Origin of the sequence: Bacillus niameyensis, assembly GCF_001375535.1 — a bacterium.
GTDB classification, from domain to species: Bacteria; Bacillota; Bacilli; order Bacillales; family Bacillaceae_C; genus Lederbergia; species Lederbergia niameyensis.
Genome location: NZ_LN831197.1, coordinates 1,662,360 through 1,679,420 on the forward strand (window position 1 = coordinate 1,662,360; position 17,061 = coordinate 1,679,420).

Here is a 17,061-nt window from a genome sequence, read left to right on the forward strand (position 1 = left end):
AATTCCCCCTATAGATCCTCTACAACTATATAAGCAGCTTTTATAGGTCCATGTACCCCCACTACTAGATTCATTTCAATATCAGCTGAATTACTTGGACCTGTTATAAAATTGATACAAGATGCTAAATGCTCACCATTTTGCGTCTTTTCCCTAATAATCCTCGCTGCCTGGGTCATTCGGGGAACTAATGAACTTTTTGGAACAATAATCACGGAATGAAGCGGCAAGAAGCTTACAGTTCTTCCTTTATCTTTACTACTAAAAAGGACAACCGTTCCTGATTCAGCCAAGGTTATATCACTAATCGTTATTCCAATATTGGCCGTTTCCGCGAGTTTAATATTTTCTTCTCTTTTTGAATAATCCCATTCATGTACTTCCCAGTGTTCATAAAGCTGTGGCGAAACTCCGTATTCGACAAAACGAGAGTCTTTCCAAGTGACGATCGGACCACCGCCATAGCTAGAAACGATCTTTTGCACCGTAGCTGGTAATTCAGCTTTGTTCGTTTCTATTAAATCTGTATGAATATGCACACATTGTGCCTTCAAAACTTCTAATAATTCATCTGGACTAGCCCCATTTAAGACACGATCTTGAGGATGATAGTTCCAATTTGGTCTTTGGAGTCCATTCTTGATTTGAGTTCGTCCAAGCCTATTAGCAATTTTTTCTAAGAAGGCATCTCGATTTTGAATTGTCCCACTCACCGGTTTTTCGCCTCCTTTTCATGCTCCTTAAACCAGTCCCTAAATCTCGTTTTATTAGGTGCTGGAAAATCACGCACATCTGTCCAAGCTTTTAAAGGACCAACACCTTTTTTAATCTTGTGATCTTCTGTAAAAGGATTTAAAGCCGTCGGCGCCATTTTAGAAGCCATTTTATATAAGGATGGTGAAGCAGCCCCAAAACCAAATGCCTTCATCATTAATTTTTCGGAAATTGGTGCTCTCCCCTCTTTCTCAACGATCTCTTGCCGGTGTTTATGCAACAGTTCGTGTAGCGGAATTTTTACCGGGCAAGCTTCTGTACAAGCCCCACATAATGTTGAGGCATAAGGAAGCTCTTTAAAATCATCATAACCACCAAGTAAAGGAGAAAGAACTGCCCCTACAGGCCCTGAGTAAATAGAGCCATATGAATGCCCGCCAACATGACGATAAACTGGGCATACATTGACACAGGCTGCACAACGAATACATTGTAAGATGGATTGGAATTCTCCACCTAAAATATTCGATCTTCCATTATCAACAATGACTAGATGGAATTCCTCCGGTCCATCGACGTCACCCTCATCTTGCGCACCAGTAAGCACAGTAATGTAGCTTGTTAATTTTTGACCGACAGCACTTCGGGTCAGCAAACTTACAAGTACTTCCATCTCCTCAAAGGTCGGTACAAGTCTTTCCATTCCCATAACAGTAATTTGTGTTTTCGGTAGCGCTGCAACAAGATCTGCATTCCCCTCATTCGTAACAAGACAAATCGAACCTGTTTCAGCAACAGCAAAATTACAGCCAGTTATCCCAATGTCAGCAGTCATGTATTCATGTCTAAGCATCTCACGGGCATGTAAAGCTAACTCCTCAGGTTTTTCTGTATGTTGATACTGATGCTTTGCAGCAAATACATCGCGAATCTGCTCTTTATTTTTATGTAGAGCTGGTGCAACGATGTGGGATGGTGGATCATGGTCATCAACTTGTAAAATATATTCTCCTAGATCCGTTTCAATGACTTCGCAGCCCGCTTCTTCTAAGCAAGCATTCATGTTTATTTCTTCTGTGACCATCGACTTGGACTTTACAATTTTTCTAGCATTCTTTTTTTCTGCAACTTCTTTTATATAACGATTAGCTTCTTCAGGTGTTTCCGCAAAGAAAACATGACCACCGTGTTTTGCTACATTTTCACTAAGTTGATATAAATAGAAATCAAGATTTTCTAATACGTGTTGGCGGATTTCTTCACCATGTGACCGCCATTCCTCCCAATTTCCCAATTCCTCCGCTGCATCAAGCCGCTTGTTTCGTAATCTCTCTTGGGCACTAGAGACAGCATTTCTCATAAAAGAATCATGAAGACCTTGATCGACACGGTGTTTGAAATCTTCAGTTCCAATCTTCATTGGCATCATTTATCCCTCCTTTTATTCCCGACTATTTAAAACTTCAGCGATATGCATCACTCTAATTGGTTTGCCTTTTCGATCAATTCTTCCGCCGATATTCATAAGGCAACCACAATCTGCTCCAATTAATATTTCCGAGTCAGTTTCTTCAACATTTTGTACTTTTTCATCAACCATTTGTTCAGATATAGAAGACATCTTCACTGAAAAGGTACCACCGAAACCACAGCAATTATGTTTACCAGGCAGTTCGGTATATTGAAGACCTTTTACGTTTTTCAACAGTTTCATAGGCGCCTCTTTAACACCTAGTAATCTAGTCATATGACAGGAAGTATGAAAGGTAGCTTTTGCTTCTAGCTTTGCACCAACATCCTCTACTTTTAAAACATCCACGATAAACTGTGTTAATTCATAAGTTTTATCTGCTAGACTTTTTGCTTTTGGCTCCCATACAGGGTCCCCTGTGAACAGATGAGGATATTCGTGAAACATATAAGCACATGAGCCTGAAGGACAGACGACATATTCAGCATCTTCGAAGGCTTTTATCATTTTTTTCATTGCTTCTTTTGACTCTTTAACATAGCCACTATTATAGGATGGCTGTCCGCAACACACTTGCGATTCAGGAAATGAAACTTCACACCCAAGATTTTCTAGTAGCTCAACTGTATCCTTGCCTACATTACTATTGAACATATCGATTAGGCATGTTGCGAAAAGTGCAACTTTCATTCGGCCCATCCCTTTCTTATAAAGACTTACTCACTGTTATCATAAATATAATTAATAGCTAGCTAAATTATATCACTTTTCAGTAGATTGTTACCGTTAACCTAAATATTTCTTCTGATTTTTTATCATTATTAACTAGTTACAATGATTTAGCAAATTTGTTAAGGTACTTACTGGATGCAAAAAAAAGTACCAGATCTATATTAGAAACTGGTACCTCATATTTCTTAAAACGAACTATATCGAAGATACTCACGCAAAATCAAAAATATACTTTTGTCCGCGTACCATCGTGACTGAAACTAATCCATCAACTGGTGATATTCTTTCTTCTTCCATATTTTCTTTATGAACAATTACAGTTTGGTCCGTTTTCAAAACAAAAGCATTACCCGTTAGACACGACACTTCCAATCTATTCATCTGCATTTTTTCCCAAGTTAGGCCTACCTCAAAACCGCCACGAACTCGAATACCTGTAATAGATCCTTGCGTCCATGTAGATGGAAGTGCAGGTAATAATTCAATATATCCTTTATGCGATTGAACGAGCATTTCAGCAACTCCTGCTGTATAGCTAAAATTCCCATCAATTTGAAAAGGTGGATGTGCTCCGAATAGATTAGGATATAAGCCACCGCCAACCATCTGCTCTTTTCCACTGGAAACAATTTGGAAAAGTTGACTAAATAAGGCGTTCACTCGCTCTCCATCTTTCAACCTTGCCCATAAGCAAATCTTCCATCCGAGACTCCAACCAGTCCCTGCATCCCCTCGCCTGTTTAGAGTTTGCCTTACTGCATCAAGTAATGGGCCATCTATAATATGATTACTAGGATAGACACCGTACAATTGAGAAACATGCCGATGATGTATTTCCACATCTTCATAATCTTTTAACCACTCTTGGAGCTGACCGTACTTCCCGATTTGTAGTGGATGGAGGCGTTCCCGAGCTGTTCGTACTTCTTGAATCAACTCGTCCTCCACATTGAGAACATCAGTTGCCTTAAGGAAATTAGTAAATAAATCCCAAATGATCTCCAGATCCATTGTCGCAGCCTTAGTGACCGAGCCTATTTTTCCATCTTCCGTCCGAAACAAGTGCTCAGGTGAAGTCGAGGGAGAAGTAATCAAATAACCATTTTCATCCTCGATCAGCCAATCTAAACAAAACTCTGCAGACCCTTTTATAATCGGATAAACTTCGGCCAGATAGTCCCGATCTAGTGAATATTCATAGTGTTCCCACATATGTCGAGTCAACCATGGACCAGACATTGGCCAAAATGCCCAAACCGGATCCCCGTGGCGTTCACCGCCAACTGGATCAGCGTGTCGCCATATATCCGTATTATGATGGGCGGTCCATCCCTTCAAACGATAGCGACTATTTACCATTTTTGATCCCGAAACAGACAATTCCTTAACCGCTTTCAATAGTGGTTGATGGCACTCTGCTAGGTTTGTCACCTCAGCTGGCCAGTAATTCATTTCCGTATTAATGTTTAACGTATAATTCGATGACCAAGGTGCCCTTGTCTGATTATTCCATATTCCTTGGAGATTGGCCGGTTGTGTTCCTGAACGAGAAGATGAGATTAATAAATAGCGACCATACTGGAATAATAGTGCTGCCATATTAAGATCATTCGAACCATATTTAACAACTCTCTCATCCGTATCAAGATTTTCTAATTGCTTTGGGTTTTTTAATGAAAAGTGTACACGTTTAAAAAGTTGCTGATAATCTTGTATATGACTTTCTTTCAACTGCTCATAGGAAATACTCTTTGCTTTTGAAAGTATGTCACCATTTTGTTTTGTTAATATTTTAAAATCTTTATCTGGTAACTGATCAAATCCTTGGAAAGATGTGGCAACAGAAAGATAAAGAATGACTTCCGTTGCATTTTGGATCGAGAGTTTCCCACCATGAGACTGTATTTGTCCACTTTTTACTGTTACAGCTAACCTGCCTTCAAAATGGATAGCCTTTGTTACTTCAAAATCTCCATAAATTATCGGCTCTTTATCTTCAAAAAAGTAATTAGGTGCGCAATATTCCGGACAAATTCCTTGTATGTTAATTTCTTCATGAGTATTTGAGCTCTTTGATTTTAGTGGGCTATCGAGTGATACTTCAAGATTTAAGTGATTTTCTTCGGAACTTGTCATTTTGACTACGAGTACTTGGTTTGGATTTGAAATAAAGGCTTCTCTTGAATATTCTACTTTTCCAATAGAATATTTTACTGAGGATATTGCCTTTTCAATATCTAATTGACGTTGATATGTATGTGCCAATTGGCCATGTAAATGTTGGATCGTTAAATTCCCCAATGGCACATATGCCTGGGTATAGGAACCGAACATATTTTTCGTTTCATCAATTGCTTCCTCATATTTCTCCTCGTCAATCAATTTCCTAACCTTACTTAGAGATTCACGATCATCGTACTGCTTTCGTTCTGGTGGACCCGACCATAAAGTGTCCTCGTTTAATTGGAAACGCTCAACTTCTATCCCACCAAAATGCATCGCGCCTATTCTTCCGTTACCAAGTGGTAAAGCCTCAGTCCAGGTCGTTGCTGGTTTTTTGTATGATAAAAGATTCATTTTATAATTTCACATCCATTTTTATAAACTATATTTATGATAACCTTTTTGAAATAACAATCAATTTAAACAGTTGCTAAGTAAATGATTGCTGAATAACCAGTACCCTACCACACATCTGACCATACAGAAATCGAATATATTAGGGATATTTTTTCCAACAACGTCCATTTAAAAAAGGGATTTAAGAAACCATCATACTGAAATTAGTAGCATGTATTTATGTCTTCTTATACCAAAAAGAACAGGGAGCATTTTGATCAAAATTCCCTGTTCCTACGTTAAATTCCTATATTTTTCTATTATCCTAGCACTGGTGTATCCTTAAAGCTCACACTATTTTGATGCTTATGCAATTCTAAAATAATGATCTCGTTTTCTCCTTCGCGAAGGAATGGAGCTGGCACATAGAGTGTTTGTTGTGGACCAATCTCCCAATAACGTCCAAGATTATGCCCGTTTACAAACACTACACCTTTTGACCAGTTTGAAACGTCAATGAAAGTATCTGCAACTTCATCGATGTGTAAGGTTCCACGGTGAAAATATGGATGATCTTCCTTTACATTTGCATCCGTTGCAAACGGAACGGCACTTAAATCATTCAATGGTAGAGTGTATGCTGTCCATCCAAACAAAAACTGATTCCACAGCCTTACTCCTTCTGTAATTCCTTTAAAATCAACTAGGAAAGGACCGTAGTTAATTCTTCCCATATTCTCAACAATAATTTGTAACTTTGTTTCTTCTTCTGTAATATCGACATCGAGATGTGCACTACCGCTAATCCGATCGACTAATCCAACAAATTCCCCATTTAAATAGACTTGCCCACGATCATGAACATCTTGGACTGTTAATCTTTGTCTACCATAGGCACCCTTGATGGTAGTTTCGTAGACGATAAAACCATAGCCTTGTCCATATTCTTCCATCGTTAATGGTGCAGGGCTAGTTTGTGGTTTCGAAATATGCTCTAATGTTTCTAAAAGAGCTGCCCTTTCAGTAAATTGAACCTCACCATAGCTCTTTTTAGGAAGTGGTTCAGGCAATTTCATTTCTGGTAATTCATCGTATTTTTCTATTGCTTTTCTTACAGCAAATAACTTATCCGTTACTTCTCCCGATTCTGTCAACAATGCATCATAATCGTAGCTTGTAATTGTTGGCTGATAAATCGCTTCATTATGGTTCGCCCCGTTGTAAAAACCGAAATTCGTTCCACCATGTGCCATGTAAAAATTTACGGAACCGTTTTGCTCTAAAATTTCTTCCAAGGATTCGACAACGCTTTCAGCCGAGCGAGTATGGTGATCTTCTCCCCAGTGGTCGAACCAACCGTGCCAGAATTCCAGACACATGACAGGTGCATCAGGTTGAACTTTTTTAAGCGCGGCGAATGCATCAAGCCCGCGAGAACCAAAATTAGCCGTTTCCAAAACACCATCGATCATGCCACCGCTAAACATACTAGTAGCAGGCCCGTCAGATGTGAATAATAATGTATCCCCCGCTCTTCTCTTAAGATCATCGCGCATGTACTCCAAGTACTGCTTATCATTACCAAAACTTCCGTATTCGTTTTCAATTTGTAAAGCAATAATAGGTCCACCATTGGAACTTAAAAGCGGATTCAATTGTTCAAATAACGCATCAAAATAAGCATCGACTTTATCTAAATAAGGCTGATTAAAACAGCGTAGTTTAATATTTGGAACCGTCATTAACCAATAAGGAAATCCACCGAATTCCCACTCAGCACAAATATACGGACCAGGTCTTACAATGACATGAAGACCCACTTTTTCAGCTGTTTTTACAAAACTGGCAATATCCGCTATTCCATCAAAATTAAACTGTCCTTCTTCCGGTTCGTGAATATTCCAAGCTACATATGTTTCAACTGTGTTTAAACCTGCTGCCTTTAATTTCAAAAGACGGTCTTCCCAGTACTCTGGAACTGTACGGAAATAGTGCATCGCACCGCTCAAAAGCCTAATTTCCTCTCCATCTAATAGAAAGGACTTTTCGTTGTACGTTAATTTTGGCATGTTTTCACCTCTACTAAAGTATAATTAATTCCATCTCTACCATAATCGAAAAATCCGATATTGTCACGGATTATGTGAAAGCGTTCCCTATGGAAGTTATTAGTAGTTATCATTCACGCTAAAATTTTCTTATAAGAGTTTGAATAATTGATGATTATATATGGTATGGTCCAACTGATGAACACAAACTTCCTTTGCTTGAAGCTTGCATAAAAAATATGCGATACATCCATCTTCAAAGAAATAATTTGTGTTTGAGCGAATATCTTCTGACCAAATTCCTAACTACTGGTTCGTCCATAGTTAATCAATTTAAAACCAAACCATCAAAATACATCATGAACAAGTAGTTTCAATCAGGAGATCAGGGCCAATTAACAGGATATAAAACTAGATTCGTTTTATTATTGATTATAGTCTTTTCGGTAAATCTTCCTCTCGTATTAACCAAAGTAAGTATCTTTAGTTAAGCGAACGAGGCATTGCCTCTCCCGGTCAACAATTTGAATCCACTTAATCACACCTAACTGATCTTCAAACTTTCCTCTCCCCCTTTTTTAATATGTTTACTATTGTTAAGCGGGCTCATTAGGAATAATTTAAGTAAATAGTAAAATTCTATAAATCTCAATACTGTTTTTTGACATGTGCTTCACTTTCTTCTATACCATGGCAACCTGGATAATGGAGCATGAACGGTCTTTGTACATGGGCCTTCAACAACACTCCCATCATCCCCCTCCCAAATTCCAGCAGGAAATTGAACCACTCTTTCTCTTATTCCTTTTTGTATAACAGGAGCGACTAGCACATCATCACCCAACATAAACTGATCCTTGACTTTAGTAAGACCTTGGTTTGGAAAAACATATTCCATATGCCGAATGATCGGCTCTCCAGTTTTGCTTGCATGCTTCGCCAGTTCTATAATTTCTTCTCCAAACTGTACATGCAATTGTGCAGCTTGGAGACAATATTGATTATTTTCCTCCGTTAATACTCGCCATGGTGCAGCTGAGAATTGCATCATTGGAAACAAAGCGGAGCATTGTGCATAGCGGACAAATAATTCTTGATCCAAGTGTTCAGAATTTGCCATGAAATTTTGATACTCGCCTCCTCCAATCATGTCTGGACAAGTAAACGCATACCCCATTAATCCTTGAGCTACACCATTGGAGATCAGGGAGCCTAACCCCGAATGATCCCAGCTATGTAATTTATCACATAATCTTTGTCCGATCGGCTCTCCAGCCATTTTCCAGCAAGCACGAAATTCATTTAAAGGATACTGCATACCAAATTTCGCGAAATACTCGGCATGTTCATTTGCATGAATTGATACGGCACACTGATCATCGTTTCGATAATACGTGGGATCCCCAGCATCGAATTTATACCCATCTATCTTATATTCGTTGATTAAATAATCGAGTATACCTTTATACCATGCTGCAGCATCGGGGTTTGTCAAGTCAAGAACAGCACTATGGCCATTCCACCACTCCCGAATGGCAGGGCTTCCCTTTTTATTTTTAATTAAATAACCTTTTCTAGCTAACAATCGATAAGTGGCACTATCTGGGCTGACAAAAGGACATGTCCATAACATCACTTTAAAACCTAGATCGTGCAATCTTTCTACCATTTTTTTCGGATTTTGAAACCGGCCTTGATGAAACTTCCAAACCCCATAATCCTCTTGCCAGTTGTCATCAATCATCAAAATTCCTGGTGGCATACCTTTTTTAATTATTGTTTCAGCATACTCAAGAATTCTACTTTCTTCTTGATCGTACATTAATTCAATCCAAGTATTATATTGGGGAGCTGTAAACATAAGTGGGTCCGGCATCAGACCTTTCGGAGGAAAGAATTTTTCTTGAACAGCTCGATAAGCCGCTCTTAAATTTTCATATCCTTCTCCTTTTATAATTTCACCATCACAGTTATAGACCGTTAAAAATCCATCAATATACTTAAAATCATAAGGCTTTTCAGACCATATGTATCTTCCCTTATTAGAAATTAGCACAGGATTTGCTTGATTTGGGGTTAAATTAGGATTTAGTTTTCTATTACCTTCCACATCACCGAAGGGCATAAAAACACCATCAGATACAGCCCCTCCCCACCAGTATTCATTTTCCAATAATTCCAATGTTACTTGGTTATTCATGAAATCTCTCCTAATGTTTATTTTTCTCTTTAATCTTATTACTGTATAATAAAAATAGTTATTATGAGGCCTTAAGTCGATGTATAATCTCTTACCTTATCATTTCTATTTCATATAAGACAATCTCTGAAAGAAATGTTCCTTGTGTATTAGAAATAAATCAGAGAGTCAACATAACTTATGAGTCTCTTAAAAATAAAAAAGCTTGTTTATTGGAATCATCCATTGTCCGTATATGCATTTAAAGTGCCAAACATTTTAGTTTTTTTCTTTTGAAAATATATTTATGCATACGCATACCTATGAGCCCTAAATTCTATGGCCTCTATCTCATCAATTAAATTCATCAATAATTTCTGTTTAATCTCTTGATAATCTTGATGTTGATAAAAATTTCTTACCTCACCAGGGTCCTCTTTTAAATCGTAGAGTTCTCCATATTCATTACCGGGGTAGTATGTTAGTTTATATCTTTTAGTAATTAACGTTTTTAATCTAAGCTTCTGCGGTTCATCAACATATTCTACAAGTGCTTGTTTTCTTAATCCTTTCATTTCCCCTCTCCATTCCTTCGAGCAATCAAGACCTGTCCATTCATTAGGAATTGGAATATTACATAATGATAGTAAACTAGGAGCTACGTCAACTAAACTATTAATTGAATTTATCTGAATCCCAGCTGGCAGATGATTTTTCCATTGGACAAGTAACGGGACATTTATCAATTGTTCGTAATGAAATGGACCTTTCATCCATATACCATGATCTCCAAGTAATTCTCCGTGATCTGAGGTAAAGACAATAATTGTATTTTCTAATATTTCCAGACTTTCGAGTGACCTCATAATCTCCCCGATTGCTTCATCAATCATCTCAACCATCTTATAATAGTATGCTTTTCCAAGTTGGGCATCTTGATCATCTATATTTCTATAATCAAAACCTCCACCCTGCCCGGCCATTGCATATCGTCCTCTTATTGGGTATTCATTCCAACGGCCTTCCCTCACAGCCTGAAAATGGGGAGGTTTATCATCCAACTCACCCTTTATATATATAGGCAAAGGGATTTTACTAGGTTGAATTTCTCCTACTCTATCTTTAGGAACAGCATGAGGATGATGCGGATCCTGAAACCCTATACTAAGAAAAAATGGATTTTCTTCTTTTATACTATTCTTTAAAAATTCCTGTGTTCGTTCTACGATCCAGCAATTGTTATGAAGTTCCATTGGTAAATCCCAATCATAGGCTTCTCCACCAAAAGATCTTTTAGACTGCCGAACGCTCTCAAATTCGCTTTTTCCTGCTTTTTCTTTAACCCATAATCCGTAATGTCCTATACCTCCTCCAATTGTATGAGCAACTGATAGTTCTACCCGATCAAAACCATAATACGGCCCATGGAAGTTTTTAAAATGCTTTTCCCAATCTCTATCTGGTTCCTTAGATTGTTCATAATTGCCGTTGTAGGCGTTAAAGTGGGCTTTCCCAATCAAATGAGTTTTATAACCATTTCTCCGAAAACACTCAGATAAAAATGGCTGGTTCCTCGGTACATTCATACCGATATTCCAGGCCCCATGTTTGCTTGCATAGCTCCCCGTATATAATGTTGCTCTACTAGGGGTACAGACTGGGCTAGTGCAATATGCACGATTAAACAAAATACCATGTTGAGCCATCTTATCCAAGTTGGGTGTATTGACGAAATCTGATCCATAACAACTTAATGAATCTTTTCTTTGCTGATCAGTTGTTATCAAAATAACATTAGGTTTGGATTGCATTCTATGCCACCTCGTATTATTAGCATTTAAAAAAATCCAATAGGATAAAAATTAATAGTTTAAAATCCATCTTTAAATTCAAATTTATAAGGCTGTTCAGGAAAATCGGATCTTCCTTTATTGGAAATAAGTACAGAATTTGTTTGTTTTGTAGTTAAATTAGGATTTAGTTTGCTAGTACCTGCAATATCACCGAAGTGCATAAATATACCATCTGAAACAGCCCTCTCTACCAATATTCGATCTCCAGTAACTCTATTGTAATTTCTTTGTTCATAAAATTATTTCCGATATTCCCGCTCTTTAACTAAAATATATATTAAGTTTTTAATCAAGATTTGACATTCTTTTCCACGTGATACCTAAAATTCTAAGAGGGAAGTTGTCACTGGACCGAAACAGAACCAAGTATGTTCCATCCTTCACTTGTCCTTTCATTCTTGATCGCTAGCCTAATCTCGGGTTTTGACTCGTTTTCTCGATTAACTATTGCTACAGCCAAGTCATATTCACCTGATGGCACTCTATCAAATAAAATTTCCGTTTCATATTCATAGATTTGATTTCCTACCCAATGAGACGGTTCTGCTGTATCGACAATTTGAAATACAGGATTTCCAGTTCCTTTATCCAACAGGGCAAATGATGGTTTATACTTCCAATTCCAGTTTCGTATATGATTAGGTAATACACCAAATCCTTCATTCTTCCACATATGTTTAATAAAAAAAGGCGTATTCTCTTCAATAGTTAAAGGATAATCAACCGATACTGGTATTAAGCGGTATCCACACCGAAGTGCAAAATAGCGAACTAATTCTGGACTCTCCTTTATCCATAATGTCGCATCCTGTGGATAGCGTAAATCCAATGTATTAGCATGGAGCTCCTCAGCATCCTTTATAACCGCCTTCATCATATCATGCAGGGTGGAATAGCCGTCGCCTTTATACCAATCTTCTCTCCATTTAAAACCATGGTAGCAGTTTTCAGCAAATACTGGAATCTCCGGCCAATGAGCTAATATTTGCTCCTTTTGAGAATCTTTAAGCCAAATTGGACTTCCAAAACTGTCACGCCTGATCACATAACCTTTTTCTTTTAAAGCCCAATCCTGTAAGCTAGTATGAAAACTATTCTGACCATACTGCTGGCCAAGAAGCACCTTCTTGAAACATTCACTATAAAGATTTGTAATCCACTCAAATACTTGTTTCTTCTGATTTTTAGTCATGTAGTGAACACTATGCATTTCTCCCCAATAACCAAGACCTTGAGCATCAATATAATCCACAATAGCAGGGTTGTCGTATTCCTCTGAAAATGCATGTACAAAGTTTGATAATTTTTCTTGGAAGATGGGATCATTCAAATAGGGAGTTAAATATCCACTATTATTGTCATTATTGGCATACCCTTTAGCACCTGCTTCAAAGACATATTGGGGTGTTGCTTGCATGAATGCGTCTTTACTATCAACATAAACTCGAAAAGCGAGCTTAAGTCCTCGATCTAAAGCCATACGAATAATTAGCTTAAAGTTATCATCTTCATTCCAAGCGTAACAGCCTTCTTTAGGTTCCATAATTGACCACGGAACTCTTAGGTAAAAAATATTAGCCATTTCTACATTATTGTCTTGCATTCCCCAATATTCCTTAGCCTCAGGAAATTCCTGAATTTCAAACATAGAAAATGCATCAACATACAATACCCATCCCATTGCTGGGTTACGAAATATTGTTTCTTTATCAATAATTGGTTTAGCTATAGTAGATTTTCCCAATGTTTTTTCCCTCTCCCTTTTTTTGAAAGAGTATTGTTAAGAATACAGGATGGTAAATATATCGGCATTCCTTATATTCGTGACATTTAAAAATTATTCTTTCACACTGCCAATCGTTATTCCTTTAACAAAATACTTCTGTAGGAACGGATAAACAAGTAATACTGGCAATATTCCCATGAAAATTTGGGCAGTTCTTAATGTCTTTGATCCCATCTCTTGCAAACTAATTAAGTTATCAGTAGAAATCATTTGAACATTTAGTGATGTGATTAAGGTAGATAGATAGGATTGTAATGGATAGTTACTAGGTCTATTCATATATAAAATTCCATCAAACCAAGAATTCCAGTGACCAACTATTGTAAACAATAGGATTGTGGCAATGGAAGGTAAAGAGATCGGCAAAAATATTTTAAACAACAACGTCCAGTGACCTGCACCATCAACGACTGCTGCCTCTTCAAGGTCTTTAGGAATATTTCGGAAGAAGTTCAACAACATTACCATAAAGAAAACGTTAAGTGCACCAGGAAGTATTAACGCCCATATCGTATCAAGAATCCCTGTCTCCTTAACGACCATATAAGTTGGAATAAGTCCGCCACCGAAGAACATGGTAATAACGAAAAACCAAGAATAGATTGTTCTCGCGCGAAAATTTTTATTGCTTCTGGATAATGGGTAAGCAGTTATAACGATCAAAAACATGTTAATAATGGTACCAATTACAACTCTTTTAACTGTAATCCATAGTGCCATGAAAAAAGCTGTGTTTTCAGCCAAATACTGATAGGAAATTGTTGTAAAATCTACAGGAAGAAAAAACACTTTCCCGGCTACTGCAGCACTATTTGAACTTAAAGATACTGCTAGTAAGTGTACAAACGGAAGGATTCCCAGTAAAGTTACCCCTGTTAAGAAAATCATATTAAAGACGTTAAAGGTTTTTTGTCCTAGCGATTCTTTATAAAACATTTAATCCACCCCAATCTGTGTTAAAAAATTCGGTAATCCGTAAACCGGTAAGCTAGGTAATATGACATTCCAACTAGTCCTAGCGAGATTACTGATTTGAATAATCCTACTGCAGCTGCTGCTGCATATTGCTGATCGAATAAACCCAATCTGTAAACAAATGTATCGATAACATCTGCCCCTTCATAAACTGTTGGATTATATAAGATTAGAATTTGATCAAATCCGGCATTTAAAATATTACCAATACTTAATGTTGCTAATAAGACAATAATAGGTAATATTCCTGGAAGAGTAACATGTATCATTTGTTTCCATCTAGTGGCTCCGTCAACTTCTGCCGCTTCATACAGACTCTGATTAATCCCGACAATACCAGCCAAGAAAATAATCATATTATAGCCCATACCTTTCCAAACATCGGAGCCAATTAAAATGGAACGAAACCAGCCATTACTTCCCATAAATAGAATAGGGTCAATATTAAAAAACTCTAACAAACTATTAATTGGCCCATTTAGGGAAAATATCTCAAATATAACTCCACCTAGAACCGCCCATGACAAAAAGTATGGTAAAAAGACACTTGTCTGGATGACTCTAGAAAATAATTGTTTTCTTACTTCATTTAATAAGAGGGCTAGTATCAACGGAACAAGTAATCCAAAGACAACCTTTGCTGTAGCGATAAATATTGTATTATAAAAAACTTGTCCAAAGTCAGGTAAATTAAAAACATATCTAAAGTTTTCTAGTCCAACCCAAGCTGATTTAAAAAATCCCAAATATGGTTGAAAGTCCTGAAAAGCCATAATAATCCCAAACATAGGACCGTAAGAATAGATTAGACCTAATATAACTGCTGGAATTAACATAATGTGTAACGGTAATTCTTTTTTAAAATTACTCTTAAAAGAAGGATTCCTTTTCGGCTTAACCTTCCCTCCTGGTTGGATTGTTACGGATTGTAATCCTTCAATGGACTGATTCTTTTTCAATTTAACCCCACCTTTAAAAGGTATAACCCTTCGATTTCTTATTTAGATTCACAATAATTTAGAAAAAGGGGTGGAATAACCCCTTTTTGTTTTCTATTATTTTTCTTTATACCATTCATTTACCTCTTCTGTTATTTTATCTCCGCCTAGCTTTTTCCAGTCCTCAACGTATTTATCAAAATTATCGATAGAGTCAGACCCCATAATTATTTTTGTGAATGTCTCGTCCGTTAATTTATCTAATGAACTTCCTTTTGAGACCATTGTTGGAGTGCTGGCACCAGCAAATTCATTATAGACTACATTGCCTTTTTCTCTAATTTTTTCAACTGTTGCCCATCCACCATCCTGTGCAGCGCGTCCAAAGTAGTTACCCCACTTCGTTTCATCGCCAGCTAGATAGTCCTTTGTGTCTTTAAATACACTTATTGATATTGGATTACTGGAATCGATTTCGTCTAGGTTTTTGTCAAGAGCTTCATTAACTTCATTATATGTTAATTGAATATTGTCTGGACGATAAATGCGTGGTTGGAACCAGTTATATACATAGCCATTTTCAGGTTTATTTTCTTCGTACTCAGGTTTTTGTAACTCATCATAGAAATTTATCATTTTAATGGCAGCTTCTGGATGTTCAAAATCTTTATTTGCAACAACCACATGAGTAATCCTTGATGCAGGAACCAACGTTTTAGATTCTTGTCCTTTATAGGTTGGCAATTCTAATGGAATCCAATCTGCATTAGGGTCATTGTCTCTGGATTGGCCAAGTACTACACCTGGATACCACCATTCACCAAAGACTATTCCTACTTTACCAGATACTATATCTTCTACGACTTTATCCATATCTTTAAAAGCAAATTCCTTGTCAATTATCCCTGAATCGTACCAGCTATTCATTAAACCTAATGCTTCTTTTGTTTGAGGTTGGATTTCCCCTGGTATTAGACTTCCGTCTTCACCCTTTGTCCAAGCTTTAGGGTAAGCTCCCATTGTATAGAACAATCCACGAGCATCATATCCCCAAGTTATTAATTCTTTATTAAGTGCTACCCCATAAGTATTGTTTTTACCGTCCCCGTTTGGATCTTGATCAACAAATGCTTGTGCAACTTGTTCTAATTCTTCTAAACTAGTAGGCACGTCTAATTTTAAATTATCTAACCAATCCTTACGAATCCAAAGAAACTGCGCAGACATATACGGATCTTCGTAACCTGGAATTCCTAAAATTTTCCCATCTTGCGTAAATAAGTCTAACGTTTTCCCACCATCAAATTCCATATATGACTTGATTGTATCTGAAGCATAATCATTATAAGCATCTGTTAAATCTGCCAAAACACCCTGTTGTTTAAATTTTTCAAATTGCGATACACTTACCTGCATCACATCTGGAATATCTCCTGAAGCAAGAGCCAATGAAAACTTTTGCTCAAATTGTTCACTCGGAACTTCCCAATCAAATTTCAAGTCAATGTTTAACATTTCTTTTAATTTGGCAACGTAAGCATTTGATTGAGGTGTAGTACCTTGTGGTGTTTTAGGATCCTCTGGATTTCCAAAACCAATTACCTGTCTCACTGTTACCGTTTCATCATATTTGCCTAATGGGTCTTTATCACCTGTACTTGCTTCAGAATTTTTCGAACCCTCGGACTCCTCTGAAGCACCTTCTTTTGAATTACATGCTGATAATACGGTACCCATGGCTAACAGCATGATCAAAAATAAAAGAGAAATTTTCTTCTTCATTTTACCCCCACTTTCACTTTTTGT

At 37.2% G+C, this 17,061-nt stretch carries 12 protein-coding genes; all 12 read right to left on the reverse strand.

The features are described from left to right. Positions 1-8: 8 nt before the first annotated feature. The 12 genes from BN1243_RS08160 to BN1243_RS08210 all read right to left on the reverse strand — a co-directional run bounded on the left by BN1243_RS08160 (position 9) and on the right by BN1243_RS08210 (position 17,037). On the reverse strand, positions 9-713 hold the full coding sequence (locus tag BN1243_RS08160; RefSeq protein WP_062105833.1) for a LutC/YkgG family protein: 705 nt from the start codon (positions 711-713) through the stop codon (positions 9-11). Continuing rightward, a complete protein-coding gene (locus tag BN1243_RS08165; RefSeq protein ID WP_062105835.1) occupies positions 710-2,140 on the reverse strand; it encodes a LutB/LldF family L-lactate oxidation iron-sulfur protein in 1,431 nt (476 codons plus the stop codon). The genes BN1243_RS08160 and BN1243_RS08165 overlap by 4 nt, the downstream gene beginning before the upstream one ends. A gap of 15 nt (positions 2,141-2,155) precedes the next feature. Beyond that, positions 2,156-2,875, reverse strand: coding sequence for a (Fe-S)-binding protein (locus BN1243_RS08170; protein WP_062105837.1), 720 nt, complete (start codon positions 2,873-2,875; stop codon positions 2,156-2,158). A gap of 252 nt (positions 2,876-3,127) precedes the next feature. Continuing rightward, positions 3,128-5,494: a glycoside hydrolase family 95 protein gene (locus tag BN1243_RS08175; RefSeq protein ID WP_062105839.1), complete on the reverse strand. Its 2,367-nt coding sequence runs from the start codon at positions 5,492-5,494 to the stop codon at positions 3,128-3,130. Positions 5,495-5,796: 302 nt separating this feature from the next. Continuing rightward, positions 5,797-7,545 (reverse strand): glycoside hydrolase family 35 protein, encoded by a 1,749-nt coding sequence (locus BN1243_RS08180; RefSeq protein ID WP_062105841.1) that lies wholly within the window; start codon positions 7,543-7,545, stop codon positions 5,797-5,799. 652 nt (positions 7,546-8,197) lie between these two features. Further along, the gene (locus BN1243_RS08185; protein WP_062105843.1) at positions 8,198-9,724 is read right to left on the reverse strand and encodes a glycoside hydrolase family 31 protein; all 1,527 of its coding nucleotides are present in this window, start codon (positions 9,722-9,724) and stop codon (positions 8,198-8,200) included. A gap of 284 nt (positions 9,725-10,008) precedes the next feature. Further along, positions 10,009-11,514, reverse strand: a complete 1,506-nt coding sequence (locus BN1243_RS08190) for a sulfatase family protein (RefSeq protein WP_062105845.1) — start codon at positions 11,512-11,514, stop codon at positions 10,009-10,011. 59 nt (positions 11,515-11,573) lie between these two features. After that, the gene (locus tag BN1243_RS22045; RefSeq protein WP_154669825.1) at positions 11,574-11,750 is read right to left on the reverse strand and encodes a hypothetical protein; all 177 of its coding nucleotides are present in this window, start codon (positions 11,748-11,750) and stop codon (positions 11,574-11,576) included. Between the two features lie 149 nt (positions 11,751-11,899). Beyond that, positions 11,900-13,300: a DUF4832 domain-containing protein gene (locus BN1243_RS08195; protein ID WP_062105847.1), complete on the reverse strand. Its 1,401-nt coding sequence runs from the start codon at positions 13,298-13,300 to the stop codon at positions 11,900-11,902. Between the two features lie 93 nt (positions 13,301-13,393). After that, positions 13,394-14,278, reverse strand: coding sequence for a carbohydrate ABC transporter permease (locus BN1243_RS08200; RefSeq protein ID WP_062105849.1), 885 nt, complete (start codon positions 14,276-14,278; stop codon positions 13,394-13,396). A gap of 20 nt (positions 14,279-14,298) precedes the next feature. Then, positions 14,299-15,153 carry an ABC transporter permease gene (locus tag BN1243_RS08205; RefSeq protein WP_062110503.1) on the reverse strand — a complete coding sequence of 285 codons (855 nt, stop codon included), beginning with the start codon at positions 15,151-15,153 and terminating at the stop codon, positions 14,299-14,301. Between the two features lie 219 nt (positions 15,154-15,372). Then, the gene (locus BN1243_RS08210; protein ID WP_062105850.1) at positions 15,373-17,037 is read right to left on the reverse strand and encodes an extracellular solute-binding protein; all 1,665 of its coding nucleotides are present in this window, start codon (positions 17,035-17,037) and stop codon (positions 15,373-15,375) included. Positions 17,038-17,061 lie beyond the last annotated feature (24 nt).

What these genes read in the sequence shown, in the direction of transcription:
- BN1243_RS08165 (WP_062105835.1), bottom strand. Translation starts at nt 2,140, where the DNA reads ATGCCAATGAAGATTGGAACTGAAGATTTCAAACACCGTGTCGATCAA.
- BN1243_RS08170 (WP_062105837.1), bottom strand. Translation starts at nt 2,875, where the DNA reads ATGAAAGTTGCACTTTTCGCAACATGCCTAATCGATATGTTCAATAGT.
- BN1243_RS08175 (WP_062105839.1), bottom strand. Translation starts at nt 5,494, where the DNA reads ATGAATCTTTTATCATACAAAAAACCAGCAACGACCTGGACTGAGGCT.
- BN1243_RS08180 (WP_062105841.1), bottom strand. Translation starts at nt 7,545, where the DNA reads ATGCCAAAATTAACGTACAACGAAAAGTCCTTTCTATTAGATGGAGAG.
- BN1243_RS08185 (WP_062105843.1), bottom strand. Translation starts at nt 9,724, where the DNA reads ATGAATAACCAAGTAACATTGGAATTATTGGAAAATGAATACTGGTGG.
- BN1243_RS08190 (WP_062105845.1), bottom strand. Translation starts at nt 11,514, where the DNA reads ATGCAATCCAAACCTAATGTTATTTTGATAACAACTGATCAGCAAAGA.
- BN1243_RS08200 (WP_062105849.1), bottom strand. Translation starts at nt 14,278, where the DNA reads ATGTTTTATAAAGAATCGCTAGGACAAAAAACCTTTAACGTCTTTAAT.
- BN1243_RS08205 (WP_062110503.1), bottom strand. Translation starts at nt 15,153, where the DNA reads ATGTTAATTCCAGCAGTTATATTAGGTCTAATCTATTCTTACGGTCCT.
- BN1243_RS08210 (WP_062105850.1), bottom strand. Translation starts at nt 17,037, where the DNA reads ATGAAGAAGAAAATTTCTCTTTTATTTTTGATCATGCTGTTAGCCATG.